21 protein-coding genes are annotated in these 18862 nt (G+C 52.2%); all 21 read right to left on the reverse strand.

Going from position 1 to position 18862, the window contains the following annotated elements:
* Positions 1-87 precede the first annotated feature (87 nt).
* The 21 genes from amt to C0081_RS02255 all read right to left on the reverse strand — a co-directional run bounded on the left by amt (position 88) and on the right by C0081_RS02255 (position 18826).
* Positions 88-3312, reverse strand: coding sequence for an ammonium transporter (gene amt, locus C0081_RS02155; RefSeq protein ID WP_210200359.1), 3225 nt, complete (start codon positions 3310-3312; stop codon positions 88-90).
* A gap of 395 nt (positions 3313-3707) precedes the next feature.
* The gene (locus tag C0081_RS02160) at positions 3708-4028 is read right to left on the reverse strand and encodes a hypothetical protein (RefSeq protein ID WP_101532138.1); all 321 of its coding nucleotides are present in this window, start codon (positions 4026-4028) and stop codon (positions 3708-3710) included.
* Positions 4029-4652 carry a thermonuclease family protein gene (locus C0081_RS02165; RefSeq protein ID WP_101532139.1) on the reverse strand — a complete coding sequence of 208 codons (624 nt, stop codon included), beginning with the start codon at positions 4650-4652 and terminating at the stop codon, positions 4029-4031.
* 1 nt (position 4653) lies between these two features.
* Positions 4654-4875 (reverse strand): hypothetical protein, encoded by a 222-nt coding sequence (locus C0081_RS02170; RefSeq protein WP_146006385.1) that lies wholly within the window; start codon positions 4873-4875, stop codon positions 4654-4656.
* Positions 4862-5053 (reverse strand): hypothetical protein, encoded by a 192-nt coding sequence (locus C0081_RS23035; protein ID WP_146006386.1) that lies wholly within the window; start codon positions 5051-5053, stop codon positions 4862-4864. The genes C0081_RS02170 and C0081_RS23035 overlap by 14 nt, the downstream gene beginning before the upstream one ends.
* Positions 5001-5558: a hypothetical protein gene (locus C0081_RS02175; RefSeq protein WP_101532141.1), complete on the reverse strand. Its 558-nt coding sequence runs from the start codon at positions 5556-5558 to the stop codon at positions 5001-5003. The genes C0081_RS23035 and C0081_RS02175 overlap by 53 nt, the downstream gene beginning before the upstream one ends.
* 204 nt (positions 5559-5762) lie before the next feature.
* A complete protein-coding gene (locus tag C0081_RS02180) occupies positions 5763-6203 on the reverse strand; it encodes a D-Ala-D-Ala carboxypeptidase family metallohydrolase (protein ID WP_101532142.1) in 441 nt (146 codons plus the stop codon).
* A gap of 478 nt (positions 6204-6681) precedes the next feature.
* Positions 6682-7980: a hypothetical protein gene (locus tag C0081_RS02190; protein WP_101532144.1), complete on the reverse strand. Its 1299-nt coding sequence runs from the start codon at positions 7978-7980 to the stop codon at positions 6682-6684.
* The gene (locus C0081_RS02195) at positions 7980-8258 is read right to left on the reverse strand and encodes a hypothetical protein (protein WP_101532145.1); all 279 of its coding nucleotides are present in this window, start codon (positions 8256-8258) and stop codon (positions 7980-7982) included. The genes C0081_RS02190 and C0081_RS02195 overlap by 1 nt, the downstream gene beginning before the upstream one ends.
* A 16-nt stretch (positions 8259-8274) precedes the next feature.
* The gene (locus C0081_RS02200) at positions 8275-10611 is read right to left on the reverse strand and encodes a host specificity factor TipJ family phage tail protein (RefSeq protein WP_101532146.1); all 2337 of its coding nucleotides are present in this window, start codon (positions 10609-10611) and stop codon (positions 8275-8277) included.
* Positions 10608-11012 (reverse strand): NlpC/P60 family protein, encoded by a 405-nt coding sequence (locus tag C0081_RS02205; RefSeq protein WP_101532147.1) that lies wholly within the window; start codon positions 11010-11012, stop codon positions 10608-10610. Before C0081_RS02205 ends, C0081_RS02200 begins: the two co-directional genes overlap by 4 nt.
* 18 nt (positions 11013-11030) lie before the next feature.
* The gene (locus C0081_RS02210) at positions 11031-11639 is read right to left on the reverse strand and encodes a DUF1833 family protein (RefSeq protein WP_101532148.1); all 609 of its coding nucleotides are present in this window, start codon (positions 11637-11639) and stop codon (positions 11031-11033) included.
* Between the two features lie 9 nt (positions 11640-11648).
* Positions 11649-12305 (reverse strand): hypothetical protein, encoded by a 657-nt coding sequence (locus C0081_RS02215; protein ID WP_101532149.1) that lies wholly within the window; start codon positions 12303-12305, stop codon positions 11649-11651.
* Between the two features lie 12 nt (positions 12306-12317).
* On the reverse strand, positions 12318-12818 hold the full coding sequence (locus C0081_RS02220) for a hypothetical protein (protein ID WP_101532150.1): 501 nt from the start codon (positions 12816-12818) through the stop codon (positions 12318-12320).
* A 13-nt stretch (positions 12819-12831) separates the two neighbouring features.
* Positions 12832-15219, reverse strand: coding sequence for a phage tail tape measure C-terminal domain-containing protein (locus tag C0081_RS02225; protein ID WP_101532151.1), 2388 nt, complete (start codon positions 15217-15219; stop codon positions 12832-12834).
* Positions 15220-15538: 319 nt separating this feature from the next.
* The gene (locus C0081_RS02230) at positions 15539-15976 is read right to left on the reverse strand and encodes a hypothetical protein (RefSeq protein WP_101532152.1); all 438 of its coding nucleotides are present in this window, start codon (positions 15974-15976) and stop codon (positions 15539-15541) included.
* Entirely contained in the window at positions 15973-16947 is a 975-nt protein-coding gene (locus C0081_RS02235) for a phage tail tube protein (protein WP_101532153.1), read from the reverse strand. The genes C0081_RS02230 and C0081_RS02235 overlap by 4 nt, the downstream gene beginning before the upstream one ends.
* 38 nt (positions 16948-16985) lie before the next feature.
* Positions 16986-17462 carry a hypothetical protein gene (locus C0081_RS02240; protein ID WP_146006387.1) on the reverse strand — a complete coding sequence of 159 codons (477 nt, stop codon included), beginning with the start codon at positions 17460-17462 and terminating at the stop codon, positions 16986-16988.
* Positions 17452-18144 (reverse strand): DUF6441 family protein, encoded by a 693-nt coding sequence (locus C0081_RS02245; RefSeq protein WP_101532155.1) that lies wholly within the window; start codon positions 18142-18144, stop codon positions 17452-17454. Before C0081_RS02245 ends, C0081_RS02240 begins: the two co-directional genes overlap by 11 nt.
* Positions 18141-18440, reverse strand: coding sequence for a head-tail joining protein (locus C0081_RS02250; RefSeq protein WP_101532156.1), 300 nt, complete (start codon positions 18438-18440; stop codon positions 18141-18143). The genes C0081_RS02245 and C0081_RS02250 overlap by 4 nt, the downstream gene beginning before the upstream one ends.
* A gap of 44 nt (positions 18441-18484) precedes the next feature.
* Complete coding sequence (locus tag C0081_RS02255) at positions 18485-18826, reverse strand: DUF2190 family protein (RefSeq protein WP_101532157.1); 342 nt, start codon at positions 18824-18826, stop codon at positions 18485-18487.
* Positions 18827-18862 lie beyond the last annotated feature (36 nt).

Genomic DNA, 18862 nt, shown 5'->3' on the forward strand with positions numbered 1-18862 from the left:
GGCGTGCCATATCATTTGGCACGTTTACGACACAGTAGAACAGCCGCTCGCTCTTATTCCCTGCAACAAGCTCTCAGCAACACCATCTTATTGGGATAAGGATGCTTTTTGATCAGGGTCAGACTCTTCCCCTTTGCTCACGATCGAACGCAGCGCTGAGACATGCACATCGGTGAATTTCTGTGCCTCTAGCGCGAGAATGGCGGCAACTTTGTCTTGTGGAGCATCACAAATGACCAGATCAATCGGCAGTGGCTTACCGATCAGGTAACCTTGCAATTGGTCACACCCATTCAGACGCAAGAAAACCGCTTCTTCCACCGTTTCCACACCCTCGGCTACGATTTTCATACCCAACCCCGCACCCAAGCCAATGATTGCTTTCAATATGGCAACAGCGTTGTCTTCATGTCCCAAAGCAGCAACGAAACTACGATCAATCTTGATTGTGTCGAAAGGATATTTTGAAAGATAGGAGAGCGAAGAGTATCCGGTTCCGAAATCATCAAGCGCAAGTGATAGCCCGAGTGTCTTGAGCATTTTCATGATTGACAAGCCGCGGATATCATCTTCAACCAGCATGCCTTCTGTCAATTCAAGCTCGAGCTGAGAAGGGTCGGCCCCCGTCTCCCGCAATATCGTCTCGAACTTCTCTACAAAGTCTTTTTGCTGAAATTGCAAAGGGCTCAGATTCACACTGATATGAGCGCCTTTAAGCTGGTTGGTAGCTGCCTTACAGGCTTCCCTGAAGACCCAAGTGTCAATGTCGATAATCAACCCACAGGCTTCTGCCACGGGGATAAATTCGACAGGGCTGACAATCCCCCTTTCCGGGTGGTTCCATCTCAACAGGGCTTCATAGGAGCGAATATCAAGCGTTTGGGCATTGGTGCGCGGTTGGTAATAGAGCTCAAGTTCATCTTGCTCCAGGGCCTTCTCAAGATCCGCCTGCAAGGCACGGCGTTTTTCAATAAGAGCATTAAGACCATCACGAAACAAATTTGAGGCATTTCTTCCGGTGTTTTTGGAATGGTAAAGAGCGATATCTGCTCGAGAAAACAGCGTCTCGGCATCTGTGGCATGGTCAGGAGATAGCGCAATGCCAACACTTGCCCCAATCATCACACTTACACTCTCGTCCAACAACATCGGTTTTGATAATTCAGCAACGATTCTGTGGCCAGTGTCCGCAGCTTGGTTGGTGAAATGGATGCCCCGCTGAATAATGGCGAACTCATCGCCACCCAGTCGAGCGACAACAGCCCCGGCACCTGCAATTTTGAGCAATCGCTGCGCTGTCTTTTTGATAACCGCATCACCAGCCTGATGGCCATGCACATCGTTCACATTCTTGAAGCGATCCAAATCCACTAGAATCAGGGCCACGCCCTGATTCCGCTTGGCATTTTGAACCGCAACATCGAGCTGTTCATTGAAAAGAGACCGATTTGCAAGGCCCGTCAGGGCATCCTGCTGCGCCATAATACGGATATCATTTTCGGCGGCCTTCCGTTCGCGCAGATCGACAAAACACGCGATACGGACCTGTACGCCCTTATAATTAGTGACGCGCGCCCGAATAGCGACGGGGATCCGATCGCCCTTCTTAGACAGGACCACCGCCTCATAAGGGTCAATTTTATCCTCGGCAATAGCACTATAAATCGCCTCGGCTGATTCTTCGGCAATCAAATCCACAAGCGGCTTGCCGACCATCTCGTCAATTTCATAGCCAAGCAGCTCGGACATTTGCAGGTTACTATCCATAATGATGTCACCATTATGCATTATAATGCCTTCGAATGTCGCATCAGACAGGGTCGCAATACGTTCAGCTTCCTCTGATTTAACTTTATGCAACTCCAGCTCACTCAGCTTTTGATGCTCATCTTCAAGACTAGAGACCAGTTTATTAAACAAAGAGGTAAGCTTTTCGGCTTCGTCTCCAGCCACCTCAGGCAATCTATGCTCGAAGCTTCGCTTTCCCGACAGCAACTTCTCCATGGCAACTTCCACATGCCCAACGCCAATGCGCGTGGCATGTTCAGAAATATTCAGACCAATGCGCTCTTGTTCGTTGCTCACACCGATTTTTGAGTACCGATTGAGCAGCCAGAAGAAGCCGTATCCCAGCCCAAAACTGAAGCAAAAATTCAGCACAGAACCAAAAGTCTGCACATACAATTGGTAAAGCCAGCCATTCGAAAATTGCTCGGCCGGAGCAAGCAACGCCAGTCCGATGGTTCCTGCGACACCGGCAAAAGCATGGGCACCGATGGCCCCAACGGCGTCGTCAACTTTCCATTTTTGCTCAATAATATGATTGGCAACGAGGGCAACCAAACCACCAACAATCCCGATAGCAATAGCGCCAATGGGCGTAAGAATGGCACATCCAGCCGTCACAGCAACAAGCCCACCAATCAGGCCATTAACTGATTTTTCTGGCAAATAATAACCATCTTGATAATAACCCAACAGGTGGCCTGCGGCCGCACCGAAGCCACCGGCCAGCACCGTATTCAAGATGATAAAAGCGACATCTTCTCCTGCTTTCAGGGTCGACCCACCATTAAAGCCGATCCATCCAATAAAAAGCAGCAACCCACCGGTCGTTGCCAACACAGGACTATGACCGGAAAAACGAACAGCATTTCCGCGCGCATCAAAGCGGCCGGTGCGAGGCCCCAACACAAGACACGCCGCAAGAGCAACCCAGCCACCGGTCGAATGCACCACGGTTGAGCCCGCAAAATCGATAAATCCGAGATTGGCGAGAAACGCACCTTCATTGGGTTGAAGCGCATTGCCCCATGCCCAGTGCACAAAAAGAGGATAAATCAATGCCGAAAGGAATATGGAACCGACGATATAGGCGGAAAGGCGCATGCGCTCGGCAACAGCGCCCGAAACAATGGTTGCCGCTGTGCCACAAAACATAACCTGAAAGACAAAAAAGGCAGCTTCATAGGCCGTAATATGTTGAAGCCCAAGATAGTTCCAATCAAAACCAGGCATCAAAAATTCAGACGCACCGAATGCCACCATGAAACCAACGACGGCAAATGCCGCAACGGAAAATACAAAGTCTAGAAGATTTTTCTGGGCAACATTGACCGAGTTCTTGGACCGCACCATTCCCGCCTCAAGCAGCAAGAAACCCGCCTGCATGAACATGACAAGGGCGGCAGCCATCATCATCCATGTTATGTCGATTTTGGTCTCTACACTTTCTGAAGCACTTGCCCACCCAATAGCAGGCGTAAAAGCCATAATAAAAGCAATTGAAAATACTGAAGGATTTTTACGCATAATCACCAAAACCACGACACGTCAGATATGTAATATCTTAACCGTATGGAGTTTGGGTTAAATTTTGGTGTTGCACCGCAAACAGAAGATGAAAATAGATCGTCTTTTTAATGACCTATCCACCAAGCGCCTAAATACAGAGGCGTTTTGCCCAAATGAGGCAGGTTCAAGCGAACCTGCGTCCTGTCTGTAAAATAGAGCTAAGAAATTGAGAAGAGTGGTAGGCCCGGAGGGGCGGCAACAATCCGAAAACAATTAATAGTTTCAACGGCTGGCTGGACCAGATTGTCGACAAAAGCCGCCCAATGAATACAATTACTTGTTTGAAATGTGGACCAGACCAACAAACATAAAAAAAGCCCGCCAGATTTCTCCAGCGGGCCATTGCATTGTGATTATTTTACGCGCGGAATCGTCGGGTTGTCTCGCCATCGTTTGGCCAGTTTGACCACCCCGTCAGAAATTGCCAGCCCGCACAGGCCGAGCATAAACCCTACAGAGCCGCCAACACTGGGATCGCTATATCCGAGATAGCGATCGACCAAAGGCATCGCGACTGGTGTCATGTAACCCGAAAATAAAGCCCCGACAATTGTGGCGCCGATGGTATAGGTGACGCTGCGATCCGGATGAATAATCGCCCGCACAAGGCCACCAAAAAAGCCCGCCACCAAGTGAGCGAGCTTTATGCCGAGAATGGTCTGGAAAGGCTCCACCTAATCACCCTCCTCAGTCTTTGGGGCAGAGGGCAGCGCCATCGGAGGGCCTTCGCACCACCAAGCAGATTTGGTGCCGCCATCATAAGGCACAGCCAATTGCTGCTCGATCAGCATCGCACCAATGCTCGGGCACTTGCTTAGATCAAGGCTGGCTGCACAGGCCTGCAGCTGATCAAGCGAGTTGGCATAATGAACATCCACCACCGCCCTGCCCGCATATTTGCCAGGAGCAACATTGCGCAGCAAAACCCAATCCCCCGCCTTGATGAGATCCGACACCACTTTTGTGGCGTGTTTGCCCAGATCATTTTCATAGGCCTTGAACCGCGCCTTGTCGGCAGCGGTCAGCTTGCCACTTTTCCAGAGCGGATGCGACTTACAGCCCGATCCGCGTTTTTCTGGCGTATCGACCCCATTCACACGAGCCCCAATATCCTTGTAGCTTTTGGTCCAATATTTGGCCCGCACATAAATCGTGTCCGCATCGTAAACACGCTCCACTTGCGCCGGCACAAGAATGGGCCCGTCAAACGGATCCCGCTCTGCCGATTGCCCCAACCCTATCGAGCAGAGAATGGCCAAGGCAAAGCCACACCCCAAAATAAATAACTTCCGCATCATCCTATTGCCTCATCAATTGGCAGGCTGTCTGGCTGTCATTGATAGCACAGACTTGCCGCCGTAGCGTGTAAAGGTCAGCCGTCACGACGCGAACTGCGCTGCCAGCCGGTGATTGGTCCAGTTCAAAGATCAATTGATCGACAAACACTTTGCTATATGTCTTGATGCGCGGCACAGGATGCTCCACCTGCGCCGCAGCACTTGGCTGATCAGAGCTGTCCATCGTTGCGCAACCGGTCAACAATGCCGTCGCCGCCGGGATTATCCAGAGCCTCTTCATTGGCCTGCCCCTCCGCTTGCCGCGCCCGCTTTTCCAGATCAAGCGCGGTGTCCAGATCGTCGGCCCTGTCAGCCTTGCGCTTGAGCGTTTGGTCCTGCGCCCAACCCGTCAGTAAGGTCAAGAGGACCTTGCCCAGACCCGTTAGAACCCGCGTCCACATTTCTCGCCTCCGTTAAAGCTTTGATGTTGGTTCCCACCCGTCCAAGGATCATGCTTTCCAGATCAGCAGGCGATAGCCCGAAGTGCTTGACCGCATCGGGAGCCTTGGAAATCACATAGTCTGAAACTGATTTGAGTAGCTGGCGTTTGGTTTGGATGATGGGTGCGTGCTGGTCAGCGGCATAAGCAAGGGCCTGCCTGAGGCGCGACTGGATCACACTTTCAATCGTCGCTCGATGCTTGGCGTCAAGTTGGACACCCAGATACTTGTTGGCCTTGGCAGACAGCCAAGTGGTGACAACAGCCACGCCAGCCATTAGCAGGGTCTCAACATAGGGCAGCATCATTTGCACCAATGGGGCAGTGTCTATTTGGTAGCCTTGCACCTCCTGCGCAAAAGCCGATGAGCTGACAAACGCACCTGCCAATAGGCTATAGATGGCAGTAACGAAACTTGATTTTCGCATAATCGTATCTCCAAAATTTGGGGGATGAGAGGCGAGGCAAAACGCGCCGACGCCGTTTAAGGCAAGGCTGTAGAACAGCCGCCGCCGAAAGGGTGACAGCCAATTGCGCAGCAAATGGTGAGAACCCAAAGCGCCAGTCAATTGCGAAGCAAATGACGAGAGCGTGGGTGATTTTTAAAGATGAGAGAGGGTGTAGAGTGACCGTTACCAGTCTTTATTCACGCCGCGTGTATCGACGTGGACGCCCCATGAATAGAGGCCAAGACCGCCTGTGAAGCCGCCTTGAGATCGGAAGTATTTGAGCCGGTTGAAACAGAACCCCGGCGACTTGCTTTTGGCGTAAAAATCCAACGCGGTGAAATTCATATGCTGGCTGACAGCCGCGCCACCAATGGCCTTGTTGTAAGCTGGCGATCGATAGCCACTGAGCAGGCTGATCGGCTCATCAATATCAGCCCGAAGCCATTCCAGTGCCCGCACCGTGGCAATGATATTCCACCACAATTCTGGTGGCGGATCGGTGTTCAGCCCGAAGCCCGGATCGTCGGGGTCAACGTGGCTTGTGCCCTTCGTCAGGATTTCAGCCGCCGTGAAATATTTGAAGCCAAAGCCCGCATAGAATTGCTCAAAGCTCATGCCCTGCATGGCTCTCTCCTTTAAGGCAAGGCGCGATGCGCCGCCGCCGTTAGCACGCGCCAGTTCCTCGCGTAAGCGATGAACGAGAGCAGGCAGTTTTTTTTTGGGGGGGGGTATTTCGTCTTACGGCTCAGTGCAAAACCGGATTGCATCCGAACAATACCTATACTTAAGGGGGATATTCACCCCAAGAGATTGTAATTTTTAACTATTCTAATTACAGAATATTCTAGGTAAGGAATATTCAAATGCTTGTTACGTTAATTCTGTCGGCTGTTATTACTGGATTTGCAGCACTGAGCGGCTGGCTCATAATCCCTCTTGCACTGAGTTATGGAATAATTGCGGTTGAGCAAGCCGACACAATCTATTCAAACGCGTTCGCGCTCCTTGCTTCGATCTGGATACTTTTAAATGTGGTTCCGTTTTGCTGGATCATGTGGCAAGCATACGGGCAAAATACAGACAAAGACAATTGAGTTGGATGTCAGGCGGTCACCAAACCCGTCAATATCTCGGTTGTCGGCTGATCTGGAACAAAGATCAGGTCATGCGTACAGATCGTACCAAAACTTCCCTCTGATTGCGACGTACCCAGAAACAACGTCGTCAAATCAACCGGACTATAAGAAGCCAGATCAGCAACCGATGTGGCAACGCCGTCGATAATTAACTGCGTGAAATTCGGCCCGACACCAAATATGATCTCATGATAACCAGACCATAAAATGCCACCGGATGCTGGCGCAGGTTCTTTCTCGACTTCAGAGCCATCATAGAATGAAAGACGCAGCTGACTGGCTGATCCGTTGGCCCTTAACATAACATAGTCTTGACCACCGATCGAACCAACCTCCAATATGCGGTCCCAATTATCATTCCAGCCAGCTATCTCACCACGCCAAACGCCATAAAATCCATCGGTCAAATCAGCTCCAGACAAATCAAAATTGGTTTTGTCAGCAGCCGTCACGCTCGCATCTAGTATTGGCGGAGCCAGATACCGCGTCTCTGTCAGATTCGGGATCCCGATTTTTAGCGTTGCCGAAAACACCTCGCCATCAGGCACGGTCGGACCGATCTGGCCTATCACATAACTGAGACTTAAATCAGTGGTCGCTCTGGTGATTTCATTGCGACCATTTGTTAAAACAGCAGCAGAGCTGGCCAAGTAGCCGTAGGAACCGTCCTTCTCTTCGGCAATCACAGAAATATCGTGGGTAGTTGAGCTGATCTCAGCCCAAACAGACGCAGTAAAGACATCACCAGTCGTGGCACTCGGCAGGGTCGCGACATCGGGCTTTAGCCGAGGGTATGCAGGTGCACCGCCAACGCTGTTATCCAATGTCCACAGGACCTCAATCCACGGCATTCCATTGGTTGAGCCAATAGACAAGACTTCGATCGAGTCCGTGCTAACGACAGACCAATCATCTGGCAGAGCCCCACCAGAACCAACAACACCAACAACAGCTCCGGTACAATCAGGGCTGGGGAAATACTGTTCAATGGATGGGCCTGTATATAGCCCAGCGCTACCAACACGAGGCTCATCAGCTCCGTACTGATGGACCACTCCAGACGCGTCAATCCCCCATCCGATGGTCGCCCGATCCAAATCAAAAGCCTTAGAAACCTGAAGAGGAGAACCATTTGCAAGCACTGCATTATGCTTAAAGTCAGCCCACAAAACGGCAGACTCATCAACCGGCCCATGAAGACGCGGATCATAAATAAAGCCGCCACCAGCAAGCGGCGCTCCCAGCCCAAACAATCCAAACCGCATCACACAGACTCCACCAAATAGACTGCATCAAGACCAGTCACATCAAAATATTCAGGCGAATTTCCCATCACCTTCACACCACCCGAACTGGTTAATCCAGCCGCGTATGCAAGCCGCACCGGCGCGTCTGACAGAATGCGCATTTTGCTCACGCCTTCTGGCACAGCGACATCCACAACCGTATCCGCGACAACCTCATCTTGAGCGGTCGCACCGCTCATCATCAGCAGGTCGGCTTCAACCGACCGCGACCCAAACGTAAGATTGACATTTGCCATTTTCTATCCTTCTCAATCAGTTCACATGAACGCGGGAATCTTCAAGCACCGCCGTGATCTCGACCAAAGCGGTATTGTTACGCGGCACAACTTTGATGACCCGCGCCAATTGAGACCAGTTTTCGCCCTCGCCAAACGCAAAGATTGTGCGCTCGGATGCTGCTCCGGTGTATGGTTCGAAGTCAGGCAGAGTATCCAAAATGATCTCGGTCGGAGAGACGATGCTGGCAACGTCAACAACAGATCCGACACCGCCCCGCTTGGTGCGCAATCCAATCATGTAGCTTTTGCCGTCTTCATGTTCGATCGGCTCGGACAATGTCATTGTTTTGCTAGATGCATCCCATGTCACAACATCGCCAGACACGCCCCAGCGCGGCACATCGTGCGACACCGCGATCAAACTCCCGTAAGTGGGCAAAAGCCCCTCCAGCTCCGTCTGGAAGGTAACAAACACGCGCCTGTAAACATTAGACGCAGCAATATACTGACCCTCGCGCTGCGCGTGATCCCGATCCGTAATCCCGAAAAGCTGGACAGTGGCAGGCTTGTCTTGGTCACCGCCTGGCAAAACAGCCAGCTCTGTCGAACCTTTCCATGTCTTTGCATTAAAAAAGCCGACCTTGACCGCGTCTGCTGTTTCTTCCGAAGGCACAACAAAGTCTATGGAAAAACTGCCCTGCACGATGTTGCGCGTGCTAAACATCGCCACAGGCAGGGTCAGGGGCTCATCACGTATCAAGCGGAACAATGCACCTTGCTGCACAGGAACCGCCCGACCGCACCGCGCAACAGAGGCCAGCGCGTCCCAAATCGATGACAGACTATCGAAAATGCCATCGCAATAGTCGCCACGGGCAGTGAGCTTGACATCGAGGGCGGCTAATTCGGACAACAATAAATTGTCATCACTGAGCTGCCCACCATACTCGGCGCGCAGAATGTCACAAAATGCCCAAACGATAGAGCGGGTCGCCACAGGCGCTGACCAGACCTTCAGAACATCGTCCCATATCGGCAGCTTGCGGGTTTGAATAACATTGATCCGCCGTGACGTGCGGCTGGACAGGTTGTTGGTGGCCCTCGCCTTGACCAACAAAACAGTCAATCCGGGCCACGACGAAACCCCATTAATTGAACTACGCAAACCAACCCACTGCAAATCATTGCCAGCGCGAGAACTAAGGTCTTTGTCATTGGTGCGCTCAAGGCGCACTTCATAACGACCATTGCTGACCGCATAAGAATAACTTCTCCGAATGGCTGTTGCCGTCGCGTCTGTGATACTTTCACTACCGAGGGAAATCCAGCTACCAAGCGGCTGATCATCATCATCGATCAAACGCGCTTCCACATCCCAAGTGACGGTCCTGTTTTCAAGATCACCATTATCATCGGCATAATAAAGCCCACGGGCCAGAACAATATCGATGTGAATAGAAGTAACCACGGTCTCCACCGCCGTGGCGACAAAAGGGCCAACCCAATCAGCACCGGTCTCATTTGTCCCTTTGGCTTCTTGCCCACTCACCTCTTCTGCGGTGATTACATTGGTATCAAACAGCGTGGCTGTTGCACCTGGCAACACAAGCTCGGTGGTTATTTCGTCAAAATTTGCGATGTCTGTTTTATCAATCCTTGTGCGATGGATTTCACATTCACCCACACCAAGACACAGCGTCTGATAGAGATATTGCTCGTTGCTTGAATATTCAGCCCAAGGCGGAGCAATATAATCCGGAAACAATATATGGCGCCCATACTGCACCGGCACCACATCGCCAAATCTCGCAGTGTTACCCTGTGCGGCCAGTGAATAGGTGGGGCTTGTAGATATCGAGCTGGTATTCCTTGACGCCGAATTATTGGCGACCGGCACCAACGCGTTGACCAGCGCCATGCCGCCGATTGTAACCGCAGCACTTGCAGCAGCCCCAGCCAAACCACCAAGGATTCCGCCACCAACAAAAGCAGCAACGCCGCCAGTCACGATGGTTGCAGCCACCATCACAGCGACAGTCAAAACAGTGCGAAGCGGGTTGGACCCGCCGCCCGATCCGCCGCCACCTGCGGGCAACGCGACAAACAGACATATATCATTATCAGCGACCATACGGTCGCTCCAGTCGCCTCGCAAAACCGGCTCATTGTTAATCAGGCAGATCGTAGGGACTGCAAAATCATCAATGCCGTTTGACTCTAAATAGGTCAAAACGGTCATTGGCGCAGACAACACGATTGGCTCACAGCCGTCATGCGGGCTGAAAGCGTTCCGCACATGCACAACAACCGGACCATGCGCCGGAGCATTATTCGCACCGGTCAAGCCGTGAAGATCTGGAAAATCATTCATGATCCGCTACCCTGAAAACGATAGTAAGCGTGGATATTCCAGCCACTCTGTTGCAAATCAGACAAAGACTGGAAAATAACCCCATGGCCCTGCACACAATGCAGAACGCCACCACCGTCCACATCGACCCAGACGCCGACATGGACCGGATACCGCGCCTGCCTCATCAGAACGCAGTCACCTTCACAAGCGGTATCCACCGCCCGCCAGCGCTGCAGTTCTGGATGGCCTCGAAACAGCCGCACGATATCCAATAGAGTTTCCGGAGTTGGAATTTCGGAAACCGTACGGCCAAAATTCACGCGCTGCACCCAGCGTACAAACGACCAGCAGTGAAAACAGTCCGGTCCGTTTCCGGTCGCAGACCAGCGCCGCCCGACATACTCGGTTGCCCAATGCATAACACTCTCCAAAATTGATTATGCCAGCGATGGCGAACGGTCGACGTCATATCGCCAGTTAGGAAAAGACAAATTGCTGATATTCAGAACCGTTGCTCTGGCAACAACAGAAGAGCCGCTCGCTGCGGCATGCACCAGATCCATGGTGAGAGGAGGATCCATTTGAGGCCCCAGCATGTCGCTGGCCAGATAGGGACGGTAAATAATCTTTGTCACCACCTGACTGGTTGCCGCATCCTTCAGCGCATCAGTCACCAATAAAGAGGCATTATCCAGCCGAACCGAAAGCTCCGGACTCGGAGACGTGTCTTTTTCCGGCAAGTCCAATTCGAAGGCCAGCGCAATAAACGCAACATATTGATCTGCATTACGTGCAGCGCCAGACTCTATCTTGCCAACAAAACCGACTTGATCCAGAACATCGTCATCAAGACCATCAATAAAGGACTGGGCAGCCCCATCGCCCTGCGCCCGCCACGTCTCGACATCCGTATGATTTTGCACCAGATAAATAGGACCATCCTCGAAGGTCGGATGATATATTTCCAGCGTATGCAAGATGACCTGGTCTGCTGGCGCACTCGCATACGCTTCCTCGATAGCCGCCGATAATTGATTGTCAGACATAGAAGCCCCTTAATCCGATTTGCGATAAGCCAGAATGACAGAACCGCCTTGGCCTGACTGACCAGGATTATCGCCACCGGCACCGGAGCCACCGGCACCGATTGTTATTTGGATTCCACCAAAACCACTGATATTGACATTGGTAAGTTCAGCCATAACACCGGCCCCGCCGTCGCCAGCTATTTGCGGGCTTGCCCCAAAGATAGCCCCGCCCAATCCGCCTATATTGCCAGGCAATGTGCTATGCGGTTCGGCGGTTGTGACAACGCCGGTATGGTCTGTTTCATCCCGAGCGGTTGCTGTTTTTCCGCCTTTCCCGCCACTGATAGAAACAATGCTGCCAAAGGACGTTACACCGCCATCGCCGCCATCCGCAGCACCACCCCCCAAGGAAGCTCCACCACCAGAGGCCCCGATGACGGCAAGATATTCCAACCGGACGACGTCTTCAGGGATCGGGAAAAAATAGCTTTCGTCAACGAACATCACGACCAAACCGTGATTGATTTCCGCCTGCACACGCAGCAAAGACTTGATCTTACCATTGCTCGTTGATATCAGACTGTCCGGACCGTCTGGAGGGCCTTCAACGACCGATTCAACAATACTCGCTGACGCTTCAATATTTGAAATTGCCGTCTGCGCACGCTCTTCCAATGTGGCCATTATTGCACCTCGTTACCATCCAGCCATATTGGGCCATCTGTCATTTATGAATGTATCGACCGAAATAGACATCGCCTCAAAGGCAGCAAAGTCATCGCGCGTCAAAAGCAGATCCAAGACGTCAGACGACAACACCGGAGGCTCTCGGGCCTCCACCATGGCGGTAACTTCCCAACGATTTGTGCTGGAAAGATTGGCTGTAAACGCTGTCTGGCCTTGGCCCTTGAACCGCACTTCGTGAGGGGTCAGCCCCAAGCTGCCTTGCAATGTAATCGAGATCCACGCAGCACCGGATTTAGCGCGATCCCGATACCACGATTGAAAGAGAGCAAACTGCCACTCGGAAAAAACCCAACGCACCGACAAGAGCTCCGGCGCGTTGGTGAATTTTAATCTCTGCCGCGCATATCCGGATTCCATTTCCGTCCGTTGAATACGATCCAGCGGGGACATGCTGTAATTTTTATAGGTTGGAAGCGGCAGCTTGTCTGGGTAGACAACGATATCAGTCATTTACCAAACCCCATTACCGGAAAGCCCCCGCCGAACGGTTCAGCCCGTATTGACTTTCAATGACAGGGGCAAGCCCCTTGCCTTTGGCGATATTTTGACCCATTTGACTCTCCACCTGTTCAATCATGACAGTGACATCAAAGCCGCCATTTCCATTCGGCGTTGCCTCTGCACTCGCCTCAGAGCCAGAAGCATTGTTGTGAATGGTGATTGTCACGCTGCCGCCTTGAGGACGACTTGCTAACGACGCAAGACCGCGAATGGTATCCGCCGTCTTTGTTTGCTGCGCCGCTGTCAAAATACGCTCATTCTCCAGCGCAACGATGGCCCGCTCGCCTGGGCGCAAACCATCACTTACATTGCCGCCAGCGTGAAACCGCGGCGCATCTGAAAACACCGCAGAATCAACAGACCGGCTGACACCAGAGCCACGACCAACAGCGCCACCAGAGTGGAACAGATGCCCGATCGACAAACTTGAGCCAGCCGCAGATCCACCAAACAAATTAGAAAAGTTGAACGCCCCCAGCAATCCACCCAAACCTTGCGACAATGGTCCGGTGATATTCTGCTGGATGGTCATTCGGGCGATGTCCGCAACAATGGAATCGACCAAATCACCAAATTCAAGCTTTCCGGTGCTGACAAAATCAACGAGCTTGCTTTCGAGCCCGTCCAGCGCACCCCCCATAACACCCTCGATCTGGGCGGCACTGTTGGTTGCGCCATCGGCATAAGCCTCAAGCGCCCGCTGCATACCGTCAGATGCCATTCTGCTTTCAGCAAGCTTCTGTTTCTCCGCTTGCGCAAAAACGCGGGAAGCCTCTTCAACGCCGCGATTGTAGGTTTCTTGAGAAATCGCCCCCGCTTCAAGATACTTGTTAAGCTCGGCAATGCGATCCGAATAGGTCTCGCTGGCGGTCATCAATGACCGCATAATGCTCTCGCCTTCCCGCTGCGCATCAGAAACCTTGGCCGTCGATTTGGCCTCTTTTCCCTTCAGTGCGGAAATTTTAGCCGAGGCCGTTTCCTCGATCTTGGCTCTGGCGTCCGCCTTTTCTTCAGCGGAAAACCCTTGCGCATCCAAAGCGGCAATCTGTTGGTCGCGCTCCCAATTGATCAGCTCCACACGCTGGTTGGTCGCAGCCAAATGCGCACGATAGATATTATCGAGATACTGTTTTCGCTTGGACAGCGTTTCTTGCAATTCATCAGGCACCGCGCTGGGGCTGGCACTGGAGCTTTCTGGCGTTTGACGACTTTTGAAAATATTAACAATCTCGTCATTCTCTGCGATTAACGCCCGCCTCTCGGCTTCCAGCCTTGCTATCCTTGCGTTGGACCGTTTGGCATTCTGCCCCGTCCAGTTCTGAGCCTGGTCACGCTCGATCTGGCTGGTGAGCTCGTTTATTCTTGCGCTGTTACCGCTCATTTGCGTTTGCAGACCGGCGCTTGTCCGATCTTCCAGCTCGCGCATTTTATCGATAGCCGCGCCAACTTGTTGAGCCAGATATGCGAACCCTTCTGCCGCCGTTATCGCCAGCGGAGCCAGATCAATCAGAGCGCTGTCAAGATTGCGGTCAATTACCAGAGCCAAAGTCTTGAGCTGTTTGGATGCCTCGGCTCCTTTTTCGACAATATGGCGATCGATCACCACACCCAACTCACGCCCCTCGCGCGCCATATCCGCCATTGCATCAGTACCAGCATTGACAAATTTTACCAGCTGCTCACCACCAGCACCGCCAAATACCTCATCAAGAGCAATGAGCTGGGCTGCTTTGTCCAACTCACCAATCTTTTTAATGATCTCATTAAAAAAGACCGGCGCATCTTTCAGCTTTTTGGCGACATCATCTTGCGTGTAACCAAGCTCTTGAAAGGCCTCCACAGCAGGGCCCGCACCACGCTGCGCAAATTCCTGCCCACGCAACTGCAATTCCTTGAAGCCGTCGACAAGAGCATCTTTCGAAACCCCGAGTTTATTGGCCATAAACTCAAATTCTTGGAAGGCTTCAACATCAAGACCGGCAATCGCGGCCTCTCCCTTCAGCTCCGCCAGAGATTCAGCCGCGTTGATAGCCGCTCTGCGCATAGCCTCGAAAGCAACAACAGCAGCACCGATTGCGGCTCCGGCCACCAATCCAGCCGGTCCGATGCTCCGCAACACACCACCCGTGGCACCAAGTCGGCTGGTCAAACCATCTGCCGTTGATCTCAATTCACCAGAGGCGGCACTCACGCCTTTCAAGGCCGCGCTTGCAGGTTGCCCTGCCGTGTTGATTTTTTTGAGGGCAAGCTCACCCTCTTTGCCAAAATCCTTCAGCGCCTTCTCAACCACAGCCTTGTCTTTGACTGACAGCCGAATGGAGACAGATCCTGCATCGCGGTTACTGGCCATAGATTTCAGCCTCCATCTTGCTGATGGGCTTTACTCTGCCCCACCAAATATCCAGACTCCCCATACTCAAGGAGGCGAGCCAGAAAATCATGGTCCAGATCACTGGGACAGCGCGATAAAGCCTCACGCATTTCAAGTCCAATGACCCGACCATCAAAGTCATTGCGACGCCATACGGACGCCCGCTTAAGCACACGGATAGCCGTCAGGCCTTCGTGGCTTTCTACTTTGTGTATTTTTTGTGGACAGGCTGCACATTGGGTTTCACACGCAGCACAATAGCCAAGGCCACCCTGACCAAACCATTCAGCAAGGTGGCCTATTGCTCCCCCTCGCGGGCCTCCAGAAAGATCGAGACATAAGCGTGGCTCTCGAAATTGGCCAGAAAACCCGTATCCTGAAACAGCATGCCAAAAGCGGAGAGCGATGGATCTATGGGTTTGCCATCCTCATCGCCTACGCCTTCCCAGCCACTCACCACCATTTCAGCCACATAGACCGCAATCAAAATACGAGACAGCCCATTGAGCATGTATCGATGATCCTCATTGCTCCCGTTTCCCACCGAGATTTCAGGCAGGCCAACAAGTGAAAGGGCACCACTACCGTCAAGAAAGCCGGAAACCATATCGCTTGCCCGCTCCTTTGCGGCAGCATGCTCCACAGCAGAGACAGGTCGCATAATCAAACTGACCCCGCGCCCTAAATCCTTCGACCCTTCTTTGAGATCGAGACGGGTTTTATTCAGCCGGATCACAATGCATAACTTTCGATTTCGTTTTTAAGCGTGGCCGTGACCATCGGATCGCTGCCAGTTTGCTCCGCATACCAGCTTACGCTGGCCTGCATGCCCCCCGGGCCTGCAATCGGCGCGATAGGGCCCTTTTCAAACCGCACGGCAGGCATCAAAAAGGACAACGAAGAAGTCGCACTGATTTGGAAAATCAATTCCATCGAATGCGCCGTACCGGCCTCTGCTTTGTCATAGAAAGATTCATCAACATAACGAACGGTTAGATCACCATCGCAAGTGGCCGTTTCAGTCAAATCATAACCGCTGCTGTATTTGGTGCCGTTGATCTCATCATTTGCCGTGGGATTGTTGTTATAATTAAACGACACGGCAGTAACAGAACCGACCTCGACAGTGTCAACTTTCAGCGCGCCATTAAAGTTTGGCATAGGCACGCGGTCCATTTGCGTGGCTGGCGAGCCCCCGCCTGATGCAGCAAGCTTATTCTCGTTCCGGCCCATCGCCTGCAATTCAACTTGCTTATATCCACCCTCGCGGGAGGCACTCAAAGACAGTTGAGAAAGCAAAACACCAACATGCTGGAAAAAGACTGCCCCAGCCCGTTTCTCGAACTCCAGTGTCAGATAGGGCAAAGACTCCGCGCCGGATTTGAACACATGAGAATAAGGCCCTGCCCCCGTACTGGTTGGATCACCAAAGAGACCCGTCAACCACAAGCCCAGATGGTTCACATCCATTGGCACAGTCAACCCGCCTTCATGCTTGCGCAAATCAGGGGCTTTTTCGCTTTGGTCGCGATTGTTGATCCGGGCTACACCAAGCACAGGATCATCAACCTTTCCCTCTGTTTCAGCGAGACTTTCGCTATAAAACAGCGTCGATACATAATCACCAGTCGCTGGCGTATCAAAATCCGCCTGTTTTTTAACAAGCAGGTTCGTCGCCCGACCGTGCGGCCGCACAATGGTTGGCATGGCCTAACCCTTTCTTTGTGTTGGATTTTTGAAACAACCTAAAACGGCTGATCTGATATGAAGGTCAGCGCGACAGTTACAATCGCACCCTTTGTATTTGGCACACCTGCCGTCACCAGATTGTCGCGTTGGAACCTTGTTATGCGAGCGTAGCAGCCAACAGCGGCGAGCCCCCCAATCATATCGTGGTCATTTGCCAGATCGATCTGATTAGAAATTTTAGTAACCAGATCCGAAATGGCTGCACGGCAGCTTGGTTCATCGGCACATTTGACAATCAACTCAAAAGAGGCAAGCTGCTCAAGCTCGAAGGAATCGCTGACGCCCAACGCTTCCTCATTAACGTCAGTGTCTCCGTCGACCATATTGAGCCAAGCCTTACCACCATCTTCCAGCGCCTCAAGCCCATCATCAAGGGTTTGGTTTCTGTTGAGCGTTGGCAGTCCTTCACCCGTACTAACAACGCCAGCCAGCACATCGAGCATTTGATCTGACTTCAAGCTATCAGTCATCATTCAACTCCCGTGCGACATGGTGCGCGATTTTAACCGGCAACAACTGAACAGCTGACCGGCTGACACTTTCCAGATTAAGCCTCTTGTCCAAGCGGACTTGTTTGATTGCGATAAACATCAAGATCGGCTCGGATTTGGCTTTAGAGCCTTGCTTGATCCTCCGCGCACGCTTGACCCGCTTGCTCGGTTTTCTTGATTTGGTGTGGCGGAAACCCTGTTTCGCAACCAGATAGAGAACGCGGCCAGCGCTATCGCCCGGAACCGGCTGCAAGCTTTCGCCGCCAAATGTATCTGTGAATTCTTCAACCGACATAGGACGTCGGCGCTTAATGCGCGATCGCGGCACATCTTTTGTCGGTATCGTTAGCCGCGCACCGGACCACTGGGTGGTTGGCTTGATGGTCGCACCATGTTCAAACGCCCCGACTATATGCGGTGCCTTGGTGTAGATCATCGCCGCAGGCTCTAGACTTTTGGCACCCCGCTTCGGGAAAACAGCATCACGGACAGTGTTCGCCAGCCTCCGGCTGAAGATGGATGCAATGTGATCGCGATAGGCATATTTTACATCGTTGGATGCCTCTCGCATTCCGTCATAGATAGCACCCGCCATCCTGTCAGGTATCTTTTCAAGATATTCTGAAATATCTTCTTTGATGGCGATTTCGAATAATTCACTCATAATTCATCCACCACCATGCGCCAGACGTCACGCTCGATGCCGGTGTGGCGCGGCTTGCTCTCAACCTTGTATTGGGTCGCAGCGCCGTCTGGATCAATGGTAAAGACCCCGCCTTTTGTTGGCGTCAATGCGCCGCTTTGCACTTCAAGTGCAATCTTGTCCAGCAAGGGCCTGCTTTCAAATTCTCCAAACTCGGCATCATCCGAATATAAAATCACAGTGCAATCCACCGCATCTCCAGATACCGGCTGATAAGAGGCGGCAACGCCCTCAATCAGAAAATGAGCCTCTGACATTACCGCCTCCTATTGGTATTTTCAGGTCCGCCGACTATGGGCCGTTAAGCCCCGAGACCGGGAATAAGCTTGATTTGCACGGCGACAACCGTATCCGCAGCAGATGTGTAAGCGATGCCAACCTTTGTGTTGGCGGTTGAAGTCTTGGTCAATTCTTTGGCGGTGTCATCCCAATAAAGAACGTCACCAACCGAGACCACATCAGCAGATTTGCACGGCAGTTCCCAGACACCTTCCGTATGCAAAACAAAGGTCTCTGTCGCCTCGACTGTGTCACCAGCAACACCAAAGAAAGCACCGATCAAAACGGCGGCACCAGATACAACGCCTCCAACCGGAGCAGCGAGATCCAGCGCAACACCGTTGCGAATTTTATTTTGAGCCATTTCAATTTCCTCAAATAAAAGGGCCACCCAGTAGGC

It is taken from the genome of Cohaesibacter celericrescens (assembly GCF_002866925.1).
In the GTDB taxonomy this organism is placed as follows: Bacteria; Pseudomonadota; Alphaproteobacteria; order Rhizobiales; family Cohaesibacteraceae; genus Cohaesibacter; species Cohaesibacter celericrescens.